The organism is Nostoc sp. DSM 114160 (genome assembly GCF_053470305.1).
This window is the reverse complement of sequence record NZ_JBPFGO010000001.1, coordinates 3,029,018-3,045,742: the sequence shown is the minus strand read 5'-3', so window position 1 is coordinate 3,045,742 and position 16,725 is coordinate 3,029,018. Positions and strand designations below refer to the sequence as shown.

The window sequence follows — 16,725 nt, the reverse complement described above, 5'->3', positions numbered from 1 at the left end:
ACACTAATATAATCAGAATATCTTAGAAGCCAAGCATTGGCAGATGCGAAGCCGCCTTCAGCATTAGGGAGAAATCCGCACCTTGAGGGAAGCGTGCATCGCGCTAGGATGTATTACAGTTAACGGCATAGTTTCAGGCGATCAGTTGCTATGGACATTTCCCCAATTAAGGCTGTTCAAGCCCCATATTACGGCGATAACTTTTACCGGACACCGCCGCCAGATTTACCTTCCCTTTTATTGAAGGAACGAATTGTCTATCTTGGGATGCCTCTGGTGCCTGCTGTCACAGAATTAATCGTGGCCGAATTGCTGTTTTTGCAATCCGACGACCCCGAAAAACCGATTAAAATCTATATCAACTCCACCGGCACTTCCGGTTACAGTGGCGATCCCATTGGCTTTGAAACCGAAGCTTTCGCCATCTATGACACCATGAAATATATCAAGCCTCCTATCCACACCATCTGCGTTGGTTCTGCAATGGGAATGGCAGCGATGCTACTCAGTGCTGGTACAAAAGGTTGCCGTGCTAGTTTACCTCACTCCTCGATTATCCTGCATCAGCCTAAGAGCTACGCCCAAGGTCAAGCAACGGATATTCAAATTCGCGCCAGGGAAGTTTTGGTAAATAAAGGGGCCTTAGTTGATATCTTACATCGCACCACTGGACAGGCTCCAGAAAAAATTACTAAAGACATGGATCGCTTGTTATATTTAACACCATACGAAGCGAAGGAATACGGTTTAATTGACCGAGTTTTTGAGAAAGAAGAACTCGCCAATCCCCCACTCCCGGCCAGTGTCCTTTAATTTATCTTTTGTCCTTTGTCATTTGTCCTTTGTCCTTTGTTAATAACCAAAAATTATTAATGTTAATGACCAATTGACCAATTGACCAATGACCAATGACCAATGACTAATGACTGACTAATTAAAAACGGAGTAAATTATGCCTATAGGCGTTCCTAAAGTTCCTTACCGGATGCCCGGTGGACAATATACAGATTGGATTAGCATCTACGATCGCCTTTACCGAGAACGGATTATATTCTTGGGGCGTGATATTGATGATGAAATTGCCAATCAAATTATTGCAGTAATGCTGTATCTGGACTCAGACGATCCAGGTAAAGACATTTATTTATACATCAATTCCCCAGGTGGAATGGTTACATCTGGCATGGCTATTTTTGACACCATGCAACATATTAAATCAGATGTAGTGACTATTTGCGTGGGATTAGCTGCTTCAATGGGGTCTTTCCTGCTGGCAGCTGGCACCAAAGGCAAACGCCTAGCATTGCCCCACTCCCGGATTATGATTCACCAGCCTTCAGGTGGCACCCGCGGACAAGCAACCGATATCGAAATTGAAGCTAGAGAGATTCTGCGGATTCGTCACCAGCTCAATGGCATTTATGCCGATAAAACAGGTCAGACCATAGAAAAAATTGAAAAAGATATGGATCGTGACTTTTTCATGTCTGCCGAAGAGGCAAAAGAATACGGTTTGATTGACCGTGTGATTGAAGAACGAACCTCTGTAGTAGCTGGTTAGTAGGGAGGCAGGGGCAGAGGGGCAGGGAGACAAGGAGATAAGGGGACAAGGGAGACAAGGGAGACAAGGAGACAAGGGAGACAAGGAGATAAATAAAACTCTTAACTCCTAACTCCTAACTCCTAACTCATTACTCATTACTCCTAACCCCCAATGCCCAATGCCCTTTTATGAACAAACTGTCAACATTGAACTTTAAAATAGAAAATTAGCCCTTATCATTAATAGTCCGGGCTTGAAGCTGATACTGACAGATAATAGCCAATAGCTAAATATTCGATAGCTGATAGCTCAAGATGGATCTTGGAGATTGCTACCGTTTACTAGGTTTAAGATCGGGAGCTTCTTTTGCTGACATCAAAGCGTCTTACCGACGACTGGCGCAGCAATATCATCCCGATATCAACCCAGATGACAACAAAGCCAAAGATAAGTTTATTGCCTTGACAGAAGCGTACAAACTCCTGATGACAGTGGTACTACCAGAGGAAACTGTGGCACATTCAACTCAGGTATCAACATCTGGTGGGCGTGATGACGCTAAGGCAACGCATAGGCAGAAAACACCAGTAACAACGGTGACAAGCCAAGAATCAGAGAAACCAAAGCCGCCGAATCTGTTGGAAATAGAAGAACGGCTGAAGTGGAAGACTTATGAGCAATTGCAGCGATTTTTGCAAGAAAAACGATTTCCGCAAGCGATCGCCCTAGCGGAAGCTTTAGCAGATCGTTTGTCAACAGATGCAGAAGTCCGCCAATGGTTAGCGATCGCCTATCAAATTTGGGGACGAGCGCTAATTTCCGAAAAACAACTACTCAAAGCCAGAATTTATCTCAAAAAAGCTTTGAAAACAGACCCTCATAATAAAAGTCTCTGGTATGAAGTCCAGCGTGATTTCCAGCGCTTGGAGCAAATTTTTTAAAGATTCAAAATTAGCCCTTTCAAGGTAGGTAAAATTTTTGGACAATAATTCTTCTTACTTCTGTGTTATCTGCGACTAATGCAGTTAAATAAATTCCCAAAAAATGCTGAGTCACCTTGAAAAGGCTAGTTCTGAGTATAAAACTTTTACCAAAAACCTTAATTGTAGGATTCTATTAGAAAATAAACGCTTCAATTATCACTTTATCTACAGTTGAAAAATACGCTCTTATTTTTCTTTTTTCAGAGTAATTGAAGAGGATTAATTACTTTAGATTTTTGTTACATACTTAGAAATTTTTCTGCCTACTTACTATAAACAGTTAATCTAATAGATAAATATAAAATTGAATTTGGAAACCACTCATGGGGATCAGAACAATCACCAGGGTTTTCGGTCTATTCATCTCCACATCGCTAGCATTTGCGACCGCTGCTCAGGCTGCGCCGTTCAACAGTCCGGGCTATCCAAGCTACCCTTATGAAGGTCGCTACCCGGAGTCCACGCCCTGCCGTTACAACCTCCAGCAGAGCAAGAAGGCAACCTGGGCTGGAAGCAACATAACGCTGAAGTACTTCTACAGCGGCCAATGCGGTTCATTCGCACGAATCGACAACGCGCCGCCTTACTGCAAGGTCTACCTCGATCGCACCCGGAGCAGTAACCCCAACCCCAGCAGCTGGGACTATGTTGGCGAAACCGTCGATCCGGGCATTAACTTTGCCTACACCAAGGTCGGCAATAACCTCAGTGGCCGCCTCTCCCGCGCGGCCCTAGTCTGCGGCACCGGAACCGTTGTTACCCGCACTAACTGGTACTAAGCGTGACTTTTCACAGGATGTAGAAAAGGGAGAGCGGTTCGCTAATTGCTACGGCTCGTAAGGAAAGAAAGTCTGACCGGAGATTTCTTTAGATCGGACTTTCCACAAAATCTAAAATTGGTACGATCATCGCTGCCATTCACGTAGCACTGCTCCCAAGGTAGCAATTCCCTCGACAATCTTTTTAGTTGGTTGAAAGCTAAAAGCTAACCTGATGGCATCATCTCCCTGTCCATTGGCGTAGCAGCGAGTTCCTGGGAGAAAGCTGATGCCATGTTCATTGGCAGCAATTAGGAGTGCTTTGGCGCTGATGTCTGGCGGTAATTTACACCAGACAAAAAAGCCACCATCTGGTCGCAAAGCAACTACATCACTGGGAAACTCGTGAGCGATCGCTTCTAACAACAAATTACACTTATGTTTATAGCAGGCGATTAGCTCCTGAATGTGACGATCTAGTTTGCCTGTAGCACAGTAGCGACCAACCACATGGCTGACAAACGGCCCCACAGGCCCTTCACTTTTGAACATTGCCAATCGCTCAATAATTGCTGGATCGCCACAAGCCCAGCCTAGCCGAATACCAGGCGCAATGATTTTCGAGAAGGTATTCACGTATAACACCCACCCCTCCTTGTCAAGGCTTGCTAAGGATGGCACAACTTCGCCTTGGAAGCGCAAATCGCTATAAGCATCGTCTTCCACCACCAACACGCCATACTCAGCCGCTAACGCTACCAGTTTTTGGCGACGAGATAACGGCATAGTAGAGCCTGTGGGATTATGAAAAGTAGGGATAGTGTAAATAAACCTGGGTCGAATCCCTTGTTTTTTCAAGTCGCTTAAAGTTTCTTCTAACGCATCTACATCCATTCCCATCTCATCTACAGGAATGGTAATCAGGCGGGCGCCAGCCTGGACAAATCTATTAACTATTCCCAAGAAGGTTGGCCCTTCCACAATTACCACATCACCAGGTTCGAGAAACACATCTGGTAGCAAGCCCAAAATCTGACCGGAACCGTAGCCAATAATGACGCGATCGCGATTGGCAGGGATTCCTTGAGCCTGCAAGCGGAGGATTATTTGTTCATAAAGTTGGGCTGAAGGTGGCCCATAATTGAGAGCGAGCGGAGCTTCTTCTGCCAGTACAGCAGCACTTGCAGCCGACAAATCAGCATGAGGAAAGAGAATTGGGTCAGCCAAACCATAGGCAAAGCTGACGGTGATGATTTTGGTTAACTCAGTGCCGTAAGTTGGTGGTGTCAGATTTCTAGCTCTTTCGGCGAACAAATCAGCAATTTGGTAAGCAGAAGTGGTAGAAGCCATAAGCGATTAAAAATTGAAAGTCAGAATATAGAACACACACAAAGGCAATTAGCAAAAAGTCATACGTATGTATTCTTTCTTATAACATCTTGACAAGTATCGTAAAAATTGATGACTAGAACAAAATTACTATGGTGAAATTAATTAATTTCAAGTGGCAGCAGCTAATTCTTAGCTTAGGCTGTCTACTACTAATTATTGCCTGTCAAAGTTTATATCCCACTACTAGCCCAGATGTTAAAATTCTCAAGGTGGCCACAGACCCCACCTTTGTCCCTTTTGAATTTCAAACAGCTGACGGTAAGTTAGCAGGTTTTGATATTGATTTGATGAATGCGTTGGCGTCGCCCGCCGCAGGCATCGCTAAAGTAGCAGGTTTTGCAATCCAGTTTGAAAGTCTGCCCTTTGATGGCACGATCTCAACTTTGGAAGCTAAAAGAGTTGATGCCGCAATTAGCGGAATCACGATTACCGCCGAACGCCTGAAAACAATTGCTTTTTCACGACCTTATTTTAAAGCCGGACTTGCGATCGCTGTCCGCGAAGACAATCAAAATATTAAAGACTTCAATAGTCTCAAAGGTAAAAAAATTGCTGTCCAAATTGGTTCCACTGGGGCAGATTTTGCCAAAACCATCCCCAACGCCAAAATTAGTACTTTTAATTCTGGGCCAGAATTTTTCCAAGACTTACTCAATGGCAACGTTGATGCCGCGATCAGCGATGCTTTCGCTACTTTGTATGCGATTAAAAATGGCAAACTCAAAGGCATTAGAGTTGTTGCGGATTTGCTCACCCAAGAATACTACGGAATTGCTACGCCCAAGGATTCACCGCATTTGGATGCAATTAACAAAGGTTTAGCAACTTTGTTATCCAATGGCACTTACAAGCAAATTTATCAAAAATGGTTTGACGCTGAACCTCCACAATTGCCAGACTCTTGATAATTGGGCATTGGGCAAAGGGGCACGGGGAAAGGGGAAAGGGGAATGGGGAAAAAACCTTATATATTATCGAGCCTTCCAATCCTTTTCCCCTTACCCTTTTCCCTTTAACCGAGCAGTATTGCTCCCCTGCTTCTTCCCTGTTCCCCATTTCTAAGGAATTAACTGCCAATATATGAAATATTTATCTAATATGCGTCACAATTAATACTGCCACCAAAATTCATTGATCGACTACAATCTACTGTAGTCAGGGACAGCCAATTGTGGCACCTTGGATGTTAGTGGCTAGAAGCACCTTGGAACGAATGGGAATAAAGGAACTTCCACTATGCTGATTTGCCCTCAGTGTAAATTTGAAAACCCCAATAGCAACAAATTCTGTCAAAACTGTGGCACGTCCCTGACTCACAAGGTTTGTCCTGAATGCGGTACCGATGATGTACCTGTGAATGTATTACGTTGTCATAACTGTGATACAGAATGTGGAACAGTGTTTTGGGCAATTATTGCTAAAGAAACGACTGGGGAAGCTTTGAGAAGAGAAGGGGATGTCCAAGATGTGGGAGGTGAGGGAGATGAACGAGCAATACCCTCCTCATCTCCTGTATCTCCTAGTTCTCAAATTACATTAGGCTCCTATTTAGACTCCCAAGAACGCTATCAATTATTAGATGCGCTACCTGCTCAAACGGAAACTGCCATTATTACTGATGTGGGTGTGAGAGTTCTAGACTGCCGACCGTATCAAATATCACCGATTGAGGCAATCCTAGAAAATCAGGAATCAGATTTGCTCACACCATCAGTGGAAGCGAATGAGATTCCTCGCCTTGCTAAACTTTATATTGCTTTACAATCCCCAGGTGAGCAGGGGATACCGTCGATTCATGACGCATGGCAACAAGGTGATATACAGGTATTAATAATCGAAAACCGCTCGGATTGGCAGTATTTACTCAACCTGTGGCAAGAAGAAACAACCAGTTCGTTAAAAATTTTACACTGGTGTTATGAAATGGTTCAACTTTGGGCAGTATTGGAACCAGTAAATTGTCGTCAAAGCCTTTTAGATTTGTCGAATTTGCGATTGGATGAAGACCAAACGTTGGCACTACAAAGGTTGTATGTGGAATCACCGAATTCTCAATCCGCCACAGAGTCGTTAGAAGATGCCCCTCGCCAAACATCTGCCATTCCAGAGGAACCGTTAACTATCCAAGCTTTGGGAAGGGTTTGGCAAGCACTATTTAGACAATCGCAACGGACTCAATTTGGCTCCGTAGTCCAAATGTTGGGGGATTTAGAGGTAGGTAAGATTCAGACGATCGCCCAATTGCGATCGCGTTTGGAGGAAATTTCTATTGAACTGGAAGCACTAGGAAGCGCAACTTTGCCCCCAATAAAGGAGAACAATACTGCTGTGTCCACTACCCCGCAATCAGATGAGTCAGAAGATATCATTAGCAAAACTGATGATATGGCAACTGTGGTGCTGGCGATGCAGTTAAGTAGCTTAGAAGATGCAGGACGCACAGATGTGGGGCGTCAACGTCATCATAACGAGGACTGCTTTGGCATTGAAACCAAAATTCAGAAACTGGAGTTCCCTAAAAGTCGAGTTTTAGAAGGGCATGGTTTATATATTCTTTGTGATGGTATGGGTGGACACGCTGGCGGCGAGATAGCCAGTGAGTTAGCAGTCAACACCCTAAGGGAATACTTTCAAGAACACTGGATTGCCAACCAGCTGCCAACAGAAGATAGTATTCGTGAAGCAGTGTATTTAGCTAATGAGGCGATTTACAAGCTCAATCAACAAGATGCCCGTTCTGGAGTTGGGCGTATGGGTACAACTTTAGTAATGCTTTTAATTCAAGATACTCAAGCAGCAGTTGCTCATGTGGGAGATAGCCGTCTCTATCGCCTGACGCGTAAGCAGGGACTAGAACAAGTCACAGTAGATCACGAAGTTGGGCAACGGGAAATAAATCGAGGAGTGGAAGCAAGCATCGCTTACGCCCGTCCAGATGCCTACCAACTCACCCAAGCCTTGGGGCCTCGTGATGAAAATTCGATTAATCCCGACGTTGGCTTTTTCGACATCAACGAAGACACTCTTCTGCTGTTGGCATCAGACGGTCTATCAGATAATGATTTACTAGAAACCCATTGGCAGACGCACTTAGAACCCTTACTTAGTTCTGGTGTTAACTTAGAACGGGGCGTTACAGAATTAATTGATTTGGCAAATCAACACAACGGTCACGACAATATTACTGGTATACTTATTCGGGCAAAAGTACGTCCAAATCTAGAAAGTTAAAAATAAATGGGGCATCGGGAAGAAGCAGGGGAGCAAGACTACTCGGTTAAAGGGAAAAGGGTAAGGGGAAAAGGATTGGAAGGCTCAATAAGATATAAGGTTTTTCCCCTTTCCCCTTTCCCCATTCCCCATTCCTTATTCCCCTTTCCCCATTCCCTAATCCATTTACCTTGTAGGTTGTATTGTGGTTAGTCTGACCCTGTTAGAACCGCAACAGAAAACACCCCTCCAGCAGTGGAGCTTTGAGAACTCCTCCATAATTCGGATTGGTCGAGCGGCAGATAATCACGTTGTTTTAAATGATAGTTTAGTTTCGCGACATCATCTAGAACTGAGAAAAGTCGGTGACGCTAGCAATGGCGATGCTTGGCAGCTGATTAGTAAAGGTACAAATGGCACTTTTCTCAACGGTATCCTTGTACTTCAGAGTCCGTTACCAGATAATTCCCTTTTGCAATTGGCACAGGGAGGCCCAATATTGCAATTCCAAATTCAGCAGGTAACAGTACTGGAAACTGGTTTGCGATCGCAGCAACAAATACAAGGGACAGAAGAAAACGCTGCTGAGACACTTTACTCAGCAGGAAATCTGGCAAATTTATCTTCTACTTGCACGCACGAAGGCAACTCCCCAAACAATCTGTTTTGCATCCACTGCGGTCAACCTCTCTCAGTCCAACAGAGAATTCGCCATTATCAGGTGTTGCGAACTCTCGGACAAGGAGGTATGGGTACTACCTATCTGGCTTGGGATGAGGCTGGTCTGATTGCGGGTGTGCCACAACTGCTGGTGTTGAAGCAAATGAATGCTGATATGCTAAAAATTGTCAAAGCTCAAGAGTTATTTGAGCGAGAGGCGCACACTCTCAAATCCCTTAACCATCCGGGAATTCCCAAGTATTACGACTTCTTTGTAGAAGGCGGAAAAAAATACTTGGCAATGGAACTAATCCACGGACAAGATTTGGAGAAACGTGTCTATACCACCGGCCCAGTAACACCAAACCAAGCGATCGCTTGGATGATCCAAACCTGTGATATTTTGGACTATCTTCATAGCCAAGAGCCTCCACTGATTCACCGCGATATCAAACCCGCCAATTTAATGGTGCGAAGTTCGGGAAATCGCATAGTGGTGTTAGATTTTGGCGCAGTTAAAGAAATTGGCACAGCGCCCGGTACTCGAATTGGTGCAGAAGGTTACTGCGCTCCCGAACAAGAACGAGGACAACCTTTGACTCAATCTGATTTGTATGCAATTGGGCCAACGCTGATTTTTCTGCTCACAGGCGAAAACCCGTTCAAGTATTACCGCCAACGAGGGCGAAACTTCAGGTTTGATGTGGCCAAAGTTCCCACCATTAGTTCCCAATTAAGAGATGTTATCGATCGGGTTACAGAACCATTGCCACGCGATCGCTATCAAAACGCAAAGGAATTGGCTGCGGCTTTAGCTACTTGCAAAGTTTAGAGAATCGGGAGTATGTAGAGACGCGATTAATCGCGTCTAGGGAGTGGTGATTATTAAAAATTTCTATTCCCTATGCCCTATTCCCTACTCTTCATCCCAAGTTTCTACAGCTAGCAATTCACTAACTGGGTCTTGCATACTAAAGCCAAAGTCAAGCAGTTCTTGTTTCCAGTGCTGCCATTCATTACCATAGAGCAGAGCGATTTTCCAGATGCTATCGCTTGGCTTGATAATATTCGATTCTATGAGTGATTGCACGTTGCGTTGCAATTTCACCATTGGGTGAATCACTTGCTGAGTCATAACCTCGATTGAATTCTAATTTTGTGGGTAAATGCTTAATTAAAACTGCTTTCCATTCTGCAATTGTTGCCGGCCCGTAGAGTGGTTTAATTTGGTAAAGCTAGTCTTAACTTTTTAACTATACCATAACAAACTCTACTAAGTTACTGGTAAATTCGGTTTTGTACGGTAATTACCACCAGAAAATCCCAATTTTACCAAGCAGTCCTTAAACTTTTCGCAGAAGTCAGACAAAAGTTTTGGGAGAAGGAGTAAGGGATGTTTATGTTTACCCTTTTTCCTTTAACTTTTGCCCCTTTTGTTTTTCTTCTTTACGTCTACCTTTTTTTTGCAACAGTGCAACACTACCTTTCGTAAGATATCTATTGTGAACGCCGAGCAGAATAATTAGTCCTCAGGGAAGTTCCACTAAGTAGTGTGACTGAGGACTACTAGGAAAATTCTGTTTGTTTAAATTAGGAAAAATATGCTTACTTGTTGCAGTAGCTATAGGATACGAGCTAATTTGAAAGTTGTTGATTTAAATGTTATTTAGATTATCGCAAACATCTGGCTTTAGGCGAAATAATTGCAAATCTTTATATAATTTTTATGTTTTGCTCAGAGAATAAGACCTGTTAGGGCACAGGGTAGGGTTTTGCTTTGAGGTATAGGAGCGATGCCCTTCTCTACGAGACGCTCCGCGTAGCTTGCTTCCACGAAGTGGTACGACAGGCTCAGGGTAAGACCTACGGCGGTAAACTACGCATGGCAAAATTGTTGCTACAGCATAGGCTTACCATAAGGTTCTCTCGTCTTCAGAGTCAGCATTTGAAGTTTGTGTAAAAAATTTTTAGCGCGGATGTTAGTTTCTGTTGAGCGGATGGGTATCCTCAGAACGGAGGCTTGCTGATACTTAAGTGTTTACCGCAGCAAGTATGTGAGACATGGCTGGTTCAGACGAAGAATACCTAATTAACCGCAAAAAGCAGATTCAGCGGCGACAAAAGATTCTCACGATAGTGTCGATGTTCTCGTTTTTTGGTTCTACGTTATTTGCAGTCATTCCAGCAATCCAACAGGCTACTCAACCTAAGCCAGCAACTGCGTCTGCTTCTCCTGAGTCACTATTACAGCAACAGGCGCAAGGCTACGAGTTAGTTTTACAACGGGAACCAGAAAACCAACTTGCTTTAGAGAAACTGTCTGTGCTGCGGTTGCAATTGAAAGATTATAAAGGTGCGATGGAACCTTTGGAGAAGCTGGTGAAGTTACACCCCGATCGGCAAGATTACAAAGTTGTATTAGAGAAGATTAAGAAGCAAGAGGGTAAGAACGTCTCTGCTCAGTAAAAATGGGGCGCATTGGTCAACCTCTAAAGGTAGTATGATATGTCTTCCTACACTCAAAGTGAGTATCCTAATAATGAAACTTATCTTTCTTCATCCGTATTAGTAGGAAAAGAGCTTGAAAAACAAGGATGGTTGTTATTTGAAAATATTGTTGATAATCAATTAGTTGAAAGATTGAGGTTAGACCTCGATAAAGCAAATCCAATAGCTCGCCAGATTCAAATCAAGAATGGTGTAGCACAAAATACTGATGGGACGATTAATCACCTCTTGGGATTGGGTGACAGCTTTATGGAATTTTTAGAAAGAATGTATTTAAAACAAACCATAACACATTACTTTGGTGGCAATTACATTCTGAATATTTTTGGTGGTGTAAATAATCTTAAGAATCATCCTTCTTATCTTTTGAATATTCATCGAGATGTTCGCAGTTTCACAGGAAACCTAAAATTGATGCTTCAGATGATTGTCATGCTAGATGATTTCACACTAGAAAATGGTGCAACTTACTTTATGAATGGAGGACATTATCTAGCTGACCGTCCATCGGAAAAATCATTCTACGAAAATTCCAGTCGGGCTGTTGGAAAAAGTGGTAGCATCGTTCTTTTTGATGCAAACCTTTGGCACGCGGCAGGAACCAATCAGACGGATGACCCCAGACGCGCTCTTACACTGTGTTTTACTAAGCCTTTTGTCAAACAACAGTTGGATTTACCTCGATATTTTGGATATGACTATGCAACCCATTTGTCGGAAGAAATGAAGCAGATACTTGGATATAATGCCCTAGTTCCAACAAATTTGGAAGAATGGTATCAACCCCTAGAAAAGAGATTTTATAAACCAGGACAAGGCTAATTGATTAATACATGATAACCCATATAAAGAGAGACTTACTATGAGAGATTATAATAAAGAATATTCAACCTTTAATACTAATGACCCTGACAAAAAGTATGAGTATAGCTTTGACAAACTCCTAAGACGCTACATGCTACGTTCTTTTCTACCATTTTTGTCATCAGGTAAGGCATTAGAGTTAGGTTGCTTTCAAGGAGAATTTACTGAGATGCTGATCGATCACTTCACAGATATCACCGTTGTTGAGGCTGCTGACACGTTAGTAGAATATGTAAAAAATCGTGTGGGATACAAGGTTAAATTTATTAACTCAGTCTTTGAAACACTAGAATTACAAGACAAATACGATGCTATTTTTCTAATTCATACGCTTGAACATTTAGATGATCCGGTCTTTATTCTACGTAAAATTAATTCATGGTTATCAGACCAGGGACAACTTTTCTTGGCTGTCCCCAATGCGAATGCTCCATCTCGGCAAATTGCCGTTAAGATGGGTCTTATTTCTCACAATACGGCAGTTACGGAAGCAGAGTTTGCTCATGGACATAGAAAAACTTACGCTTTTGATAGCTTAGAAAAAGATACTATTGATGCTGGTCTTAATATTGTTCATCGAGGCGGTATATTTTTCAAAGCATTAGCCAACTTTCAATTTGACAAATTATTAAGTACTGACATAATTTCAGACTCATATCTAGAAGCTTGTTACAAATTAGGAATGCAATACCCTGATCTCTGCGCTAGTATTTTTATGGTTTGCGAAAAAGGTCGTATCTCATAGGTTACATATTTTCTCAGCAAGGTCTATTTTTTATGCCTCACTGGTCTAAACGAAGGTCTATTTATGAAGATTACTATAATGCAGCCGTACTTATTTCCGTATCTAGGGTATTTTCAGCTTATAAATATAGCAGATAAATTTGTAATTCATGATGATGTACAGTACATAAAAGGAGGCTGGATCAATAGAAACCGAATTCTATTAAATAGAGAAGCTTACCTATTTACATTGAGCATAAAAAAAGATTCTGCTTTTTTGAACATCAATCAGAGGTTTTTTACAGAAAATTTTGATAAAGAAAGAAAAAGATTGTTAAATATAGTGGAGTTATCTTATAGAAAAGCACCGTATTACTCAAACATCAAAAAACTATTAGATCGTATTTTATCTGTAGATGAAATGAATATTTCACAAATGATAACACATAGCCTAAAGCTCATTTGTGATTATTTAGATATGGACACCCAAGTTTATTTTTCCTCGGAACTTAATAAAGACAATACCTTGAAAGGGCAAGAACGGGTTATCAGTATAAATAAGTGTCTAGGGTCTGATCATTACATAAATTCAATTGGAGGAGAGAAATTGTATTCAAGAGAGGTTTTTAAAAAAAATGGTATCAATTTGTCATTTATTCAGCCAAGATTTGTTGAATATAATCAATTTAATAATCAGTTTGTTCCTTGGCTTTCAATCATTGATATTCTAATGTTTAATGACAAAGAAAAAATTCAAAAAATGTTGGATGAATATGATTTAATATAAATACAAAAATATTTATATTTTTTATTATGAATAGGAAAGACAAATTACTAGATATATATTTCATTTAATAGATAGATAGCAAGCATAAGACTCATACCTATTCAGATAAATATAAATTTATATGAGGTTTTAAAGATTGAGATGAAGTCTAGAGTAAAACCGATTGGAGGTTTTTTTGAGTTAGAAATCCAAAATAAAGATTGCAGCTATCATCCTAATGCAATTGCTCTTAGTAATGGAAGAGCTTGCCTAAATCTCATTCTTAAACAGATTCAAGCCCAGAGAATATGGATACCTTTTTACACCTGTAACGCATTGTTGAAGCCGATTCAAACGAATCAAACTCCCTATAGCTTTTACTCAATTAACATAAATTTAGAACCTACTGAAGATGTGAAATTAAAAAAAAACGAGTATTTGCTTTATATCAATTATTTTGGACTAAAGGGCAAATTTATTGAAGCCTTAATTAATCGGTATAATGATCAAATTATCATTGATAATACTCAAGCATTCTTTGATAAAGAAAATAGTAAAGCTTGGTCTTTTAATTCGGCAAGAAAGTTTTTTGGGGTGCCAGATGGAGCATATCTTTATACTCCTTATGATATTCCTGTTGACTATGAAAGGAATACTGATTTGAGTTGTAATCATTTATTAAATCGTTTACTGGGTAAGCAGAAACGAGCATATCAAGAATTTATAGAATATGAAAAAGGGTTGAATGATAAAATTAAAAAGATATCACTTATTTCTGAATATTTACTTGCTAACATTGATTATTTAAATGTTGCTCAAAAGCGTCGGCATCACTTCAATTATTATCATTCATTCTTTGAAGAAAACAATCAATTTAATTTGCCTTTAGCAACTAATTATATTCCTTACTATTATCCTCTTTTTGTCAAAAATAGAATAGATAAAAACCTATTATACGATCAAAATATTTTTATTCCAACATTATGGAAAGATACAATACACAGAGGATTGGAAGGATTTGATTTTGAACACGATTTAACGCAAAAATTACTTGCACTTCCAATAGATCATAGATATGAGATTGATGACCTAGATTATGTGATTAAATCAATAAAAAAACTATTAGGTAACTAAATAATGTTTACATTAAGAGAGATTTCTAAAAATGATCTAAAAATAATTAATGCATGGAGAAATGACCATGATATTATCAGTTTTCTTGGGTGTAATTTTCTTTATATTTCTGAAGAGATAGATGAGAATTGGTATCAAAACTATCTTAATAATAGAGATAAAAACGTTAGACTTTCTATTATTGAATCAGATAATAATAATCTTATCGGTAATGTTTATTTAACAAATATTCAATCGATTAATCGTTCTGCTGAATTTTCAATTGTTATCAGTAATAAGAATTACTGGTCTAGAGGTATTGGAGAAGCAGTGTGCCGAGAAATTATTAAGCACGCTTTTATTGATTTGAATCTTAACCGTATTTATCTCTATGTTCTTGAGCAAAATACTAGAGCTATTAAAATGTATGAAAAAGTTGGTTTTTTTGTAGAAGGAAAGTTGGAAGAGGCAGTTTATAAAAATGGCAGCTACCATAACACTTTTATAATGGCAATTATTAGAAATAACTACAATAAAGATAATAGAAATATAGTATAGACCTTGGCTTTTAAAAATTACAAAATTACTATTGATATGAGTTTTTTATAGTGAATGATAAAATGTATCTCAGTTTAGTATAAATGTGTCAAATAATAAAGTCAATCAATTTTAAAATGATAGTTTTTGGTAAGTTTTGGGTAATTTAATAACTAGGATAACTGCTATTTTGACTTTGATATTTTTGAATAGATGATAAGTTAAATAATGATTATCATTTACTTATTAAAGCTGAGTAAATCTGAAACATTAAAGTGTTAGTTAATGCCAGTTCACATACTGTAATAGTATCAAATTAACTGAATGAAAGAAAATGAATAAAGTTAAACAAAATTTCAGCAATGTAGCTATTGTTCGTAGTACACCAGCATTTCCTGAAAAATTATATGTTGGTCGTCCTAATATTGGAAACCGCGAACAATTATTGGAGCGTATCAATGACATATTAGATAGAAAATGGCTAACTAATAATGGTATCTATGTACAGGAATTTGAGCAGCGCATTGCTGACTTTATTGGAGTAAAGCATTGTATTGCTACTTGTAATGCAACAGTGGCATTAGAAATAGCTATTCGCGCCCTTGGGTTAAAAGATGAAGTTATTGTCCCTTCTTTCACCTTCATTGCTACTCCACACGCGCTACAATGGCAAGAAATTACACCTGTTTTTTGTGATATTGATCCTCATACCCATAATATAGATCCAAACAAAATAATTCAAAGCATCACTCCGCGCACTACTGGTATTCTTGGTGTTCATTTGTGGGGTCGTTCTTGCAATGTAGAAGCTTTAAGTGAAATTGCTCATACTTATAATTTAAAATTAATGTTTGATGCAGCTCATGCTTTCGGCTGTTCACATCAAGGACGTATGATTGGCAGCTTTGGAGATGCTGAAGTTTTTAGCTTCCACGCTACTAAGTTTTTGAACACATTTGAGGGTGGAGCAATTGTTACAAACAGTGATGAACTAGCAGAAAAAATTCGCTTGATGACAAATTTTGGTTTTGCTGGTATGGATAATGTTATCTACATTGGTACAAATGGTAAGATGAATGAAGTATCAGGAGCAATGGGATTAACTTCCCTAGAAAGTATTGATACCTTTGTTGAGGTTAACTATAGGAATTATAAATGCTACCAAAAAGAACTTTTTGATATCCCAGGTATTTCTTTGTTGACTTATAGTGAAATTGAAAAATGCAACTATCAATATATTGTTTTAGAAATCAAACAATCTGAAACTAAAATAAGTAGAGATAAACTACTCGAAATTCTTCATTCTAAAAATGTGATGGCTCGGCGTTATTTTTATCCAGGTTGTCATCGAATGCAGCCTTATAAATCCTATTTCCCGTATGCAAGACTGCTACTACCTGAAACTGAAAAATTAGCAGATATGATTTTAGTGTTACCTACAGGGACATCAGTTAATGAAGATCAGATTTGCATGATAGCTAAACTTATTAAGATTAGTATTATGAAAGCCAAAAATAGTTAATATAAAATAATCAATAATTTATTTAATATTATCTAAAATGAATTGTTTAGAAACAAGCTATTTGTATGTTTTACATTTAGGCTAAGAGATGCACTGTAACACATCATAATTTCATTGTATGCTTTCTAATAAGATAAATATTTATT

The 16,725-nt window shown here is 39.6% G+C and carries 16 protein-coding genes; 14 read left to right on the top strand and 2 right to left on the bottom strand.

Annotation, left to right across the window (positions count from 1 at the left end):
• The first annotated feature begins 150 nt into the window (after positions 1–150).
• The 4 genes from NSTCB13_RS13520 (at position 151) to NSTCB13_RS13505 (ending at position 3,305) form a co-directional block, all read left to right on the top strand.
• Positions 151–813: an ATP-dependent Clp protease proteolytic subunit gene (locus NSTCB13_RS13520; RefSeq protein WP_445628113.1), complete on the top strand. Its 663-nt coding sequence runs from the start codon at positions 151–153 to the stop codon at positions 811–813.
• 139 nt (positions 814–952) lie between these two features.
• The gene (locus tag NSTCB13_RS13515) at positions 953–1,561 is read left to right on the top strand and encodes an ATP-dependent Clp protease proteolytic subunit (RefSeq protein ID WP_322670450.1); all 609 of its coding nucleotides are present in this window, start codon (positions 953–955) and stop codon (positions 1,559–1,561) included.
• A gap of 296 nt (positions 1,562–1,857) precedes the next feature.
• A complete protein-coding gene (locus tag NSTCB13_RS13510; RefSeq protein WP_448272683.1) occupies positions 1,858–2,484 on the top strand; it encodes a DnaJ domain-containing protein in 627 nt (208 codons plus the stop codon).
• Positions 2,485–2,849: 365 nt separating this feature from the next.
• Complete coding sequence (locus tag NSTCB13_RS13505) at positions 2,850–3,305, top strand: hypothetical protein (protein WP_445628114.1); 456 nt, start codon at positions 2,850–2,852, stop codon at positions 3,303–3,305.
• Positions 3,306–3,431: 126 nt separating this feature from the next.
• Here NSTCB13_RS13505 and NSTCB13_RS13500 read toward each other — a convergent pair whose 3' ends face one another.
• Positions 3,432–4,634 (bottom strand): aminotransferase-like domain-containing protein, encoded by a 1,203-nt coding sequence (locus NSTCB13_RS13500; protein WP_448272682.1) that lies wholly within the window; start codon positions 4,632–4,634, stop codon positions 3,432–3,434.
• 131 nt (positions 4,635–4,765) lie between these two features.
• Here NSTCB13_RS13500 and NSTCB13_RS13495 point away from each other — a divergent pair, with 131 nt between their 5' ends.
• The 3 genes from NSTCB13_RS13495 (at position 4,766) to NSTCB13_RS13485 (ending at position 9,378) form a co-directional block, all read left to right on the top strand.
• Positions 4,766–5,581 (top strand): basic amino acid ABC transporter substrate-binding protein, encoded by an 816-nt coding sequence (locus tag NSTCB13_RS13495; RefSeq protein ID WP_448272681.1) that lies wholly within the window; start codon positions 4,766–4,768, stop codon positions 5,579–5,581.
• A 331-nt stretch (positions 5,582–5,912) separates the two neighbouring features.
• Entirely contained in the window at positions 5,913–7,907 is a 1,995-nt protein-coding gene (locus NSTCB13_RS13490) for a serine/threonine phosphatase (RefSeq protein WP_448272680.1), read from the top strand.
• 184 nt (positions 7,908–8,091) lie between these two features.
• Positions 8,092–9,378, top strand: a complete 1,287-nt coding sequence (locus tag NSTCB13_RS13485; protein ID WP_448272679.1) for a protein kinase domain-containing protein — start codon at positions 8,092–8,094, stop codon at positions 9,376–9,378.
• Positions 9,379–9,462: 84 nt separating this feature from the next.
• Here the strand turns inward: NSTCB13_RS13485 and NSTCB13_RS13480 are convergent, their stop codons facing one another.
• Complete coding sequence (locus NSTCB13_RS13480) at positions 9,463–9,681, bottom strand: DUF4327 family protein (RefSeq protein ID WP_012407469.1); 219 nt, start codon at positions 9,679–9,681, stop codon at positions 9,463–9,465.
• Positions 9,682–10,607: 926 nt separating this feature from the next.
• Here NSTCB13_RS13480 and NSTCB13_RS13475 point away from each other — a divergent pair.
• From NSTCB13_RS13475 to NSTCB13_RS13445, 7 genes are all read left to right on the top strand, one after another.
• Positions 10,608–11,012, top strand: coding sequence for a tetratricopeptide repeat protein (locus NSTCB13_RS13475; RefSeq protein ID WP_448272678.1), 405 nt, complete (start codon positions 10,608–10,610; stop codon positions 11,010–11,012).
• A 39-nt stretch (positions 11,013–11,051) separates the two neighbouring features.
• On the top strand, positions 11,052–11,876 hold the full coding sequence (locus NSTCB13_RS13470; protein ID WP_448272677.1) for a phytanoyl-CoA dioxygenase family protein: 825 nt from the start codon (positions 11,052–11,054) through the stop codon (positions 11,874–11,876).
• Between the two features lie 40 nt (positions 11,877–11,916).
• The gene (locus NSTCB13_RS13465; protein ID WP_448272676.1) at positions 11,917–12,663 is read left to right on the top strand and encodes a class I SAM-dependent methyltransferase; all 747 of its coding nucleotides are present in this window, start codon (positions 11,917–11,919) and stop codon (positions 12,661–12,663) included.
• Between the two features lie 63 nt (positions 12,664–12,726).
• Entirely contained in the window at positions 12,727–13,428 is a 702-nt protein-coding gene (locus NSTCB13_RS13460) for a WbqC family protein (RefSeq protein WP_448272675.1), read from the top strand.
• Between the two features lie 141 nt (positions 13,429–13,569).
• Positions 13,570–14,541, top strand: a complete 972-nt coding sequence (locus NSTCB13_RS13455; protein WP_448272674.1) for a hypothetical protein — start codon at positions 13,570–13,572, stop codon at positions 14,539–14,541.
• A 3-nt stretch (positions 14,542–14,544) separates the two neighbouring features.
• On the top strand, positions 14,545–15,078 hold the full coding sequence (locus tag NSTCB13_RS13450; protein ID WP_448272673.1) for a GNAT family N-acetyltransferase: 534 nt from the start codon (positions 14,545–14,547) through the stop codon (positions 15,076–15,078).
• A gap of 313 nt (positions 15,079–15,391) precedes the next feature.
• On the top strand, positions 15,392–16,579 hold the full coding sequence (locus NSTCB13_RS13445; protein WP_448272672.1) for an aminotransferase class I/II-fold pyridoxal phosphate-dependent enzyme: 1,188 nt from the start codon (positions 15,392–15,394) through the stop codon (positions 16,577–16,579).
• Positions 16,580–16,725 lie beyond the last annotated feature (146 nt).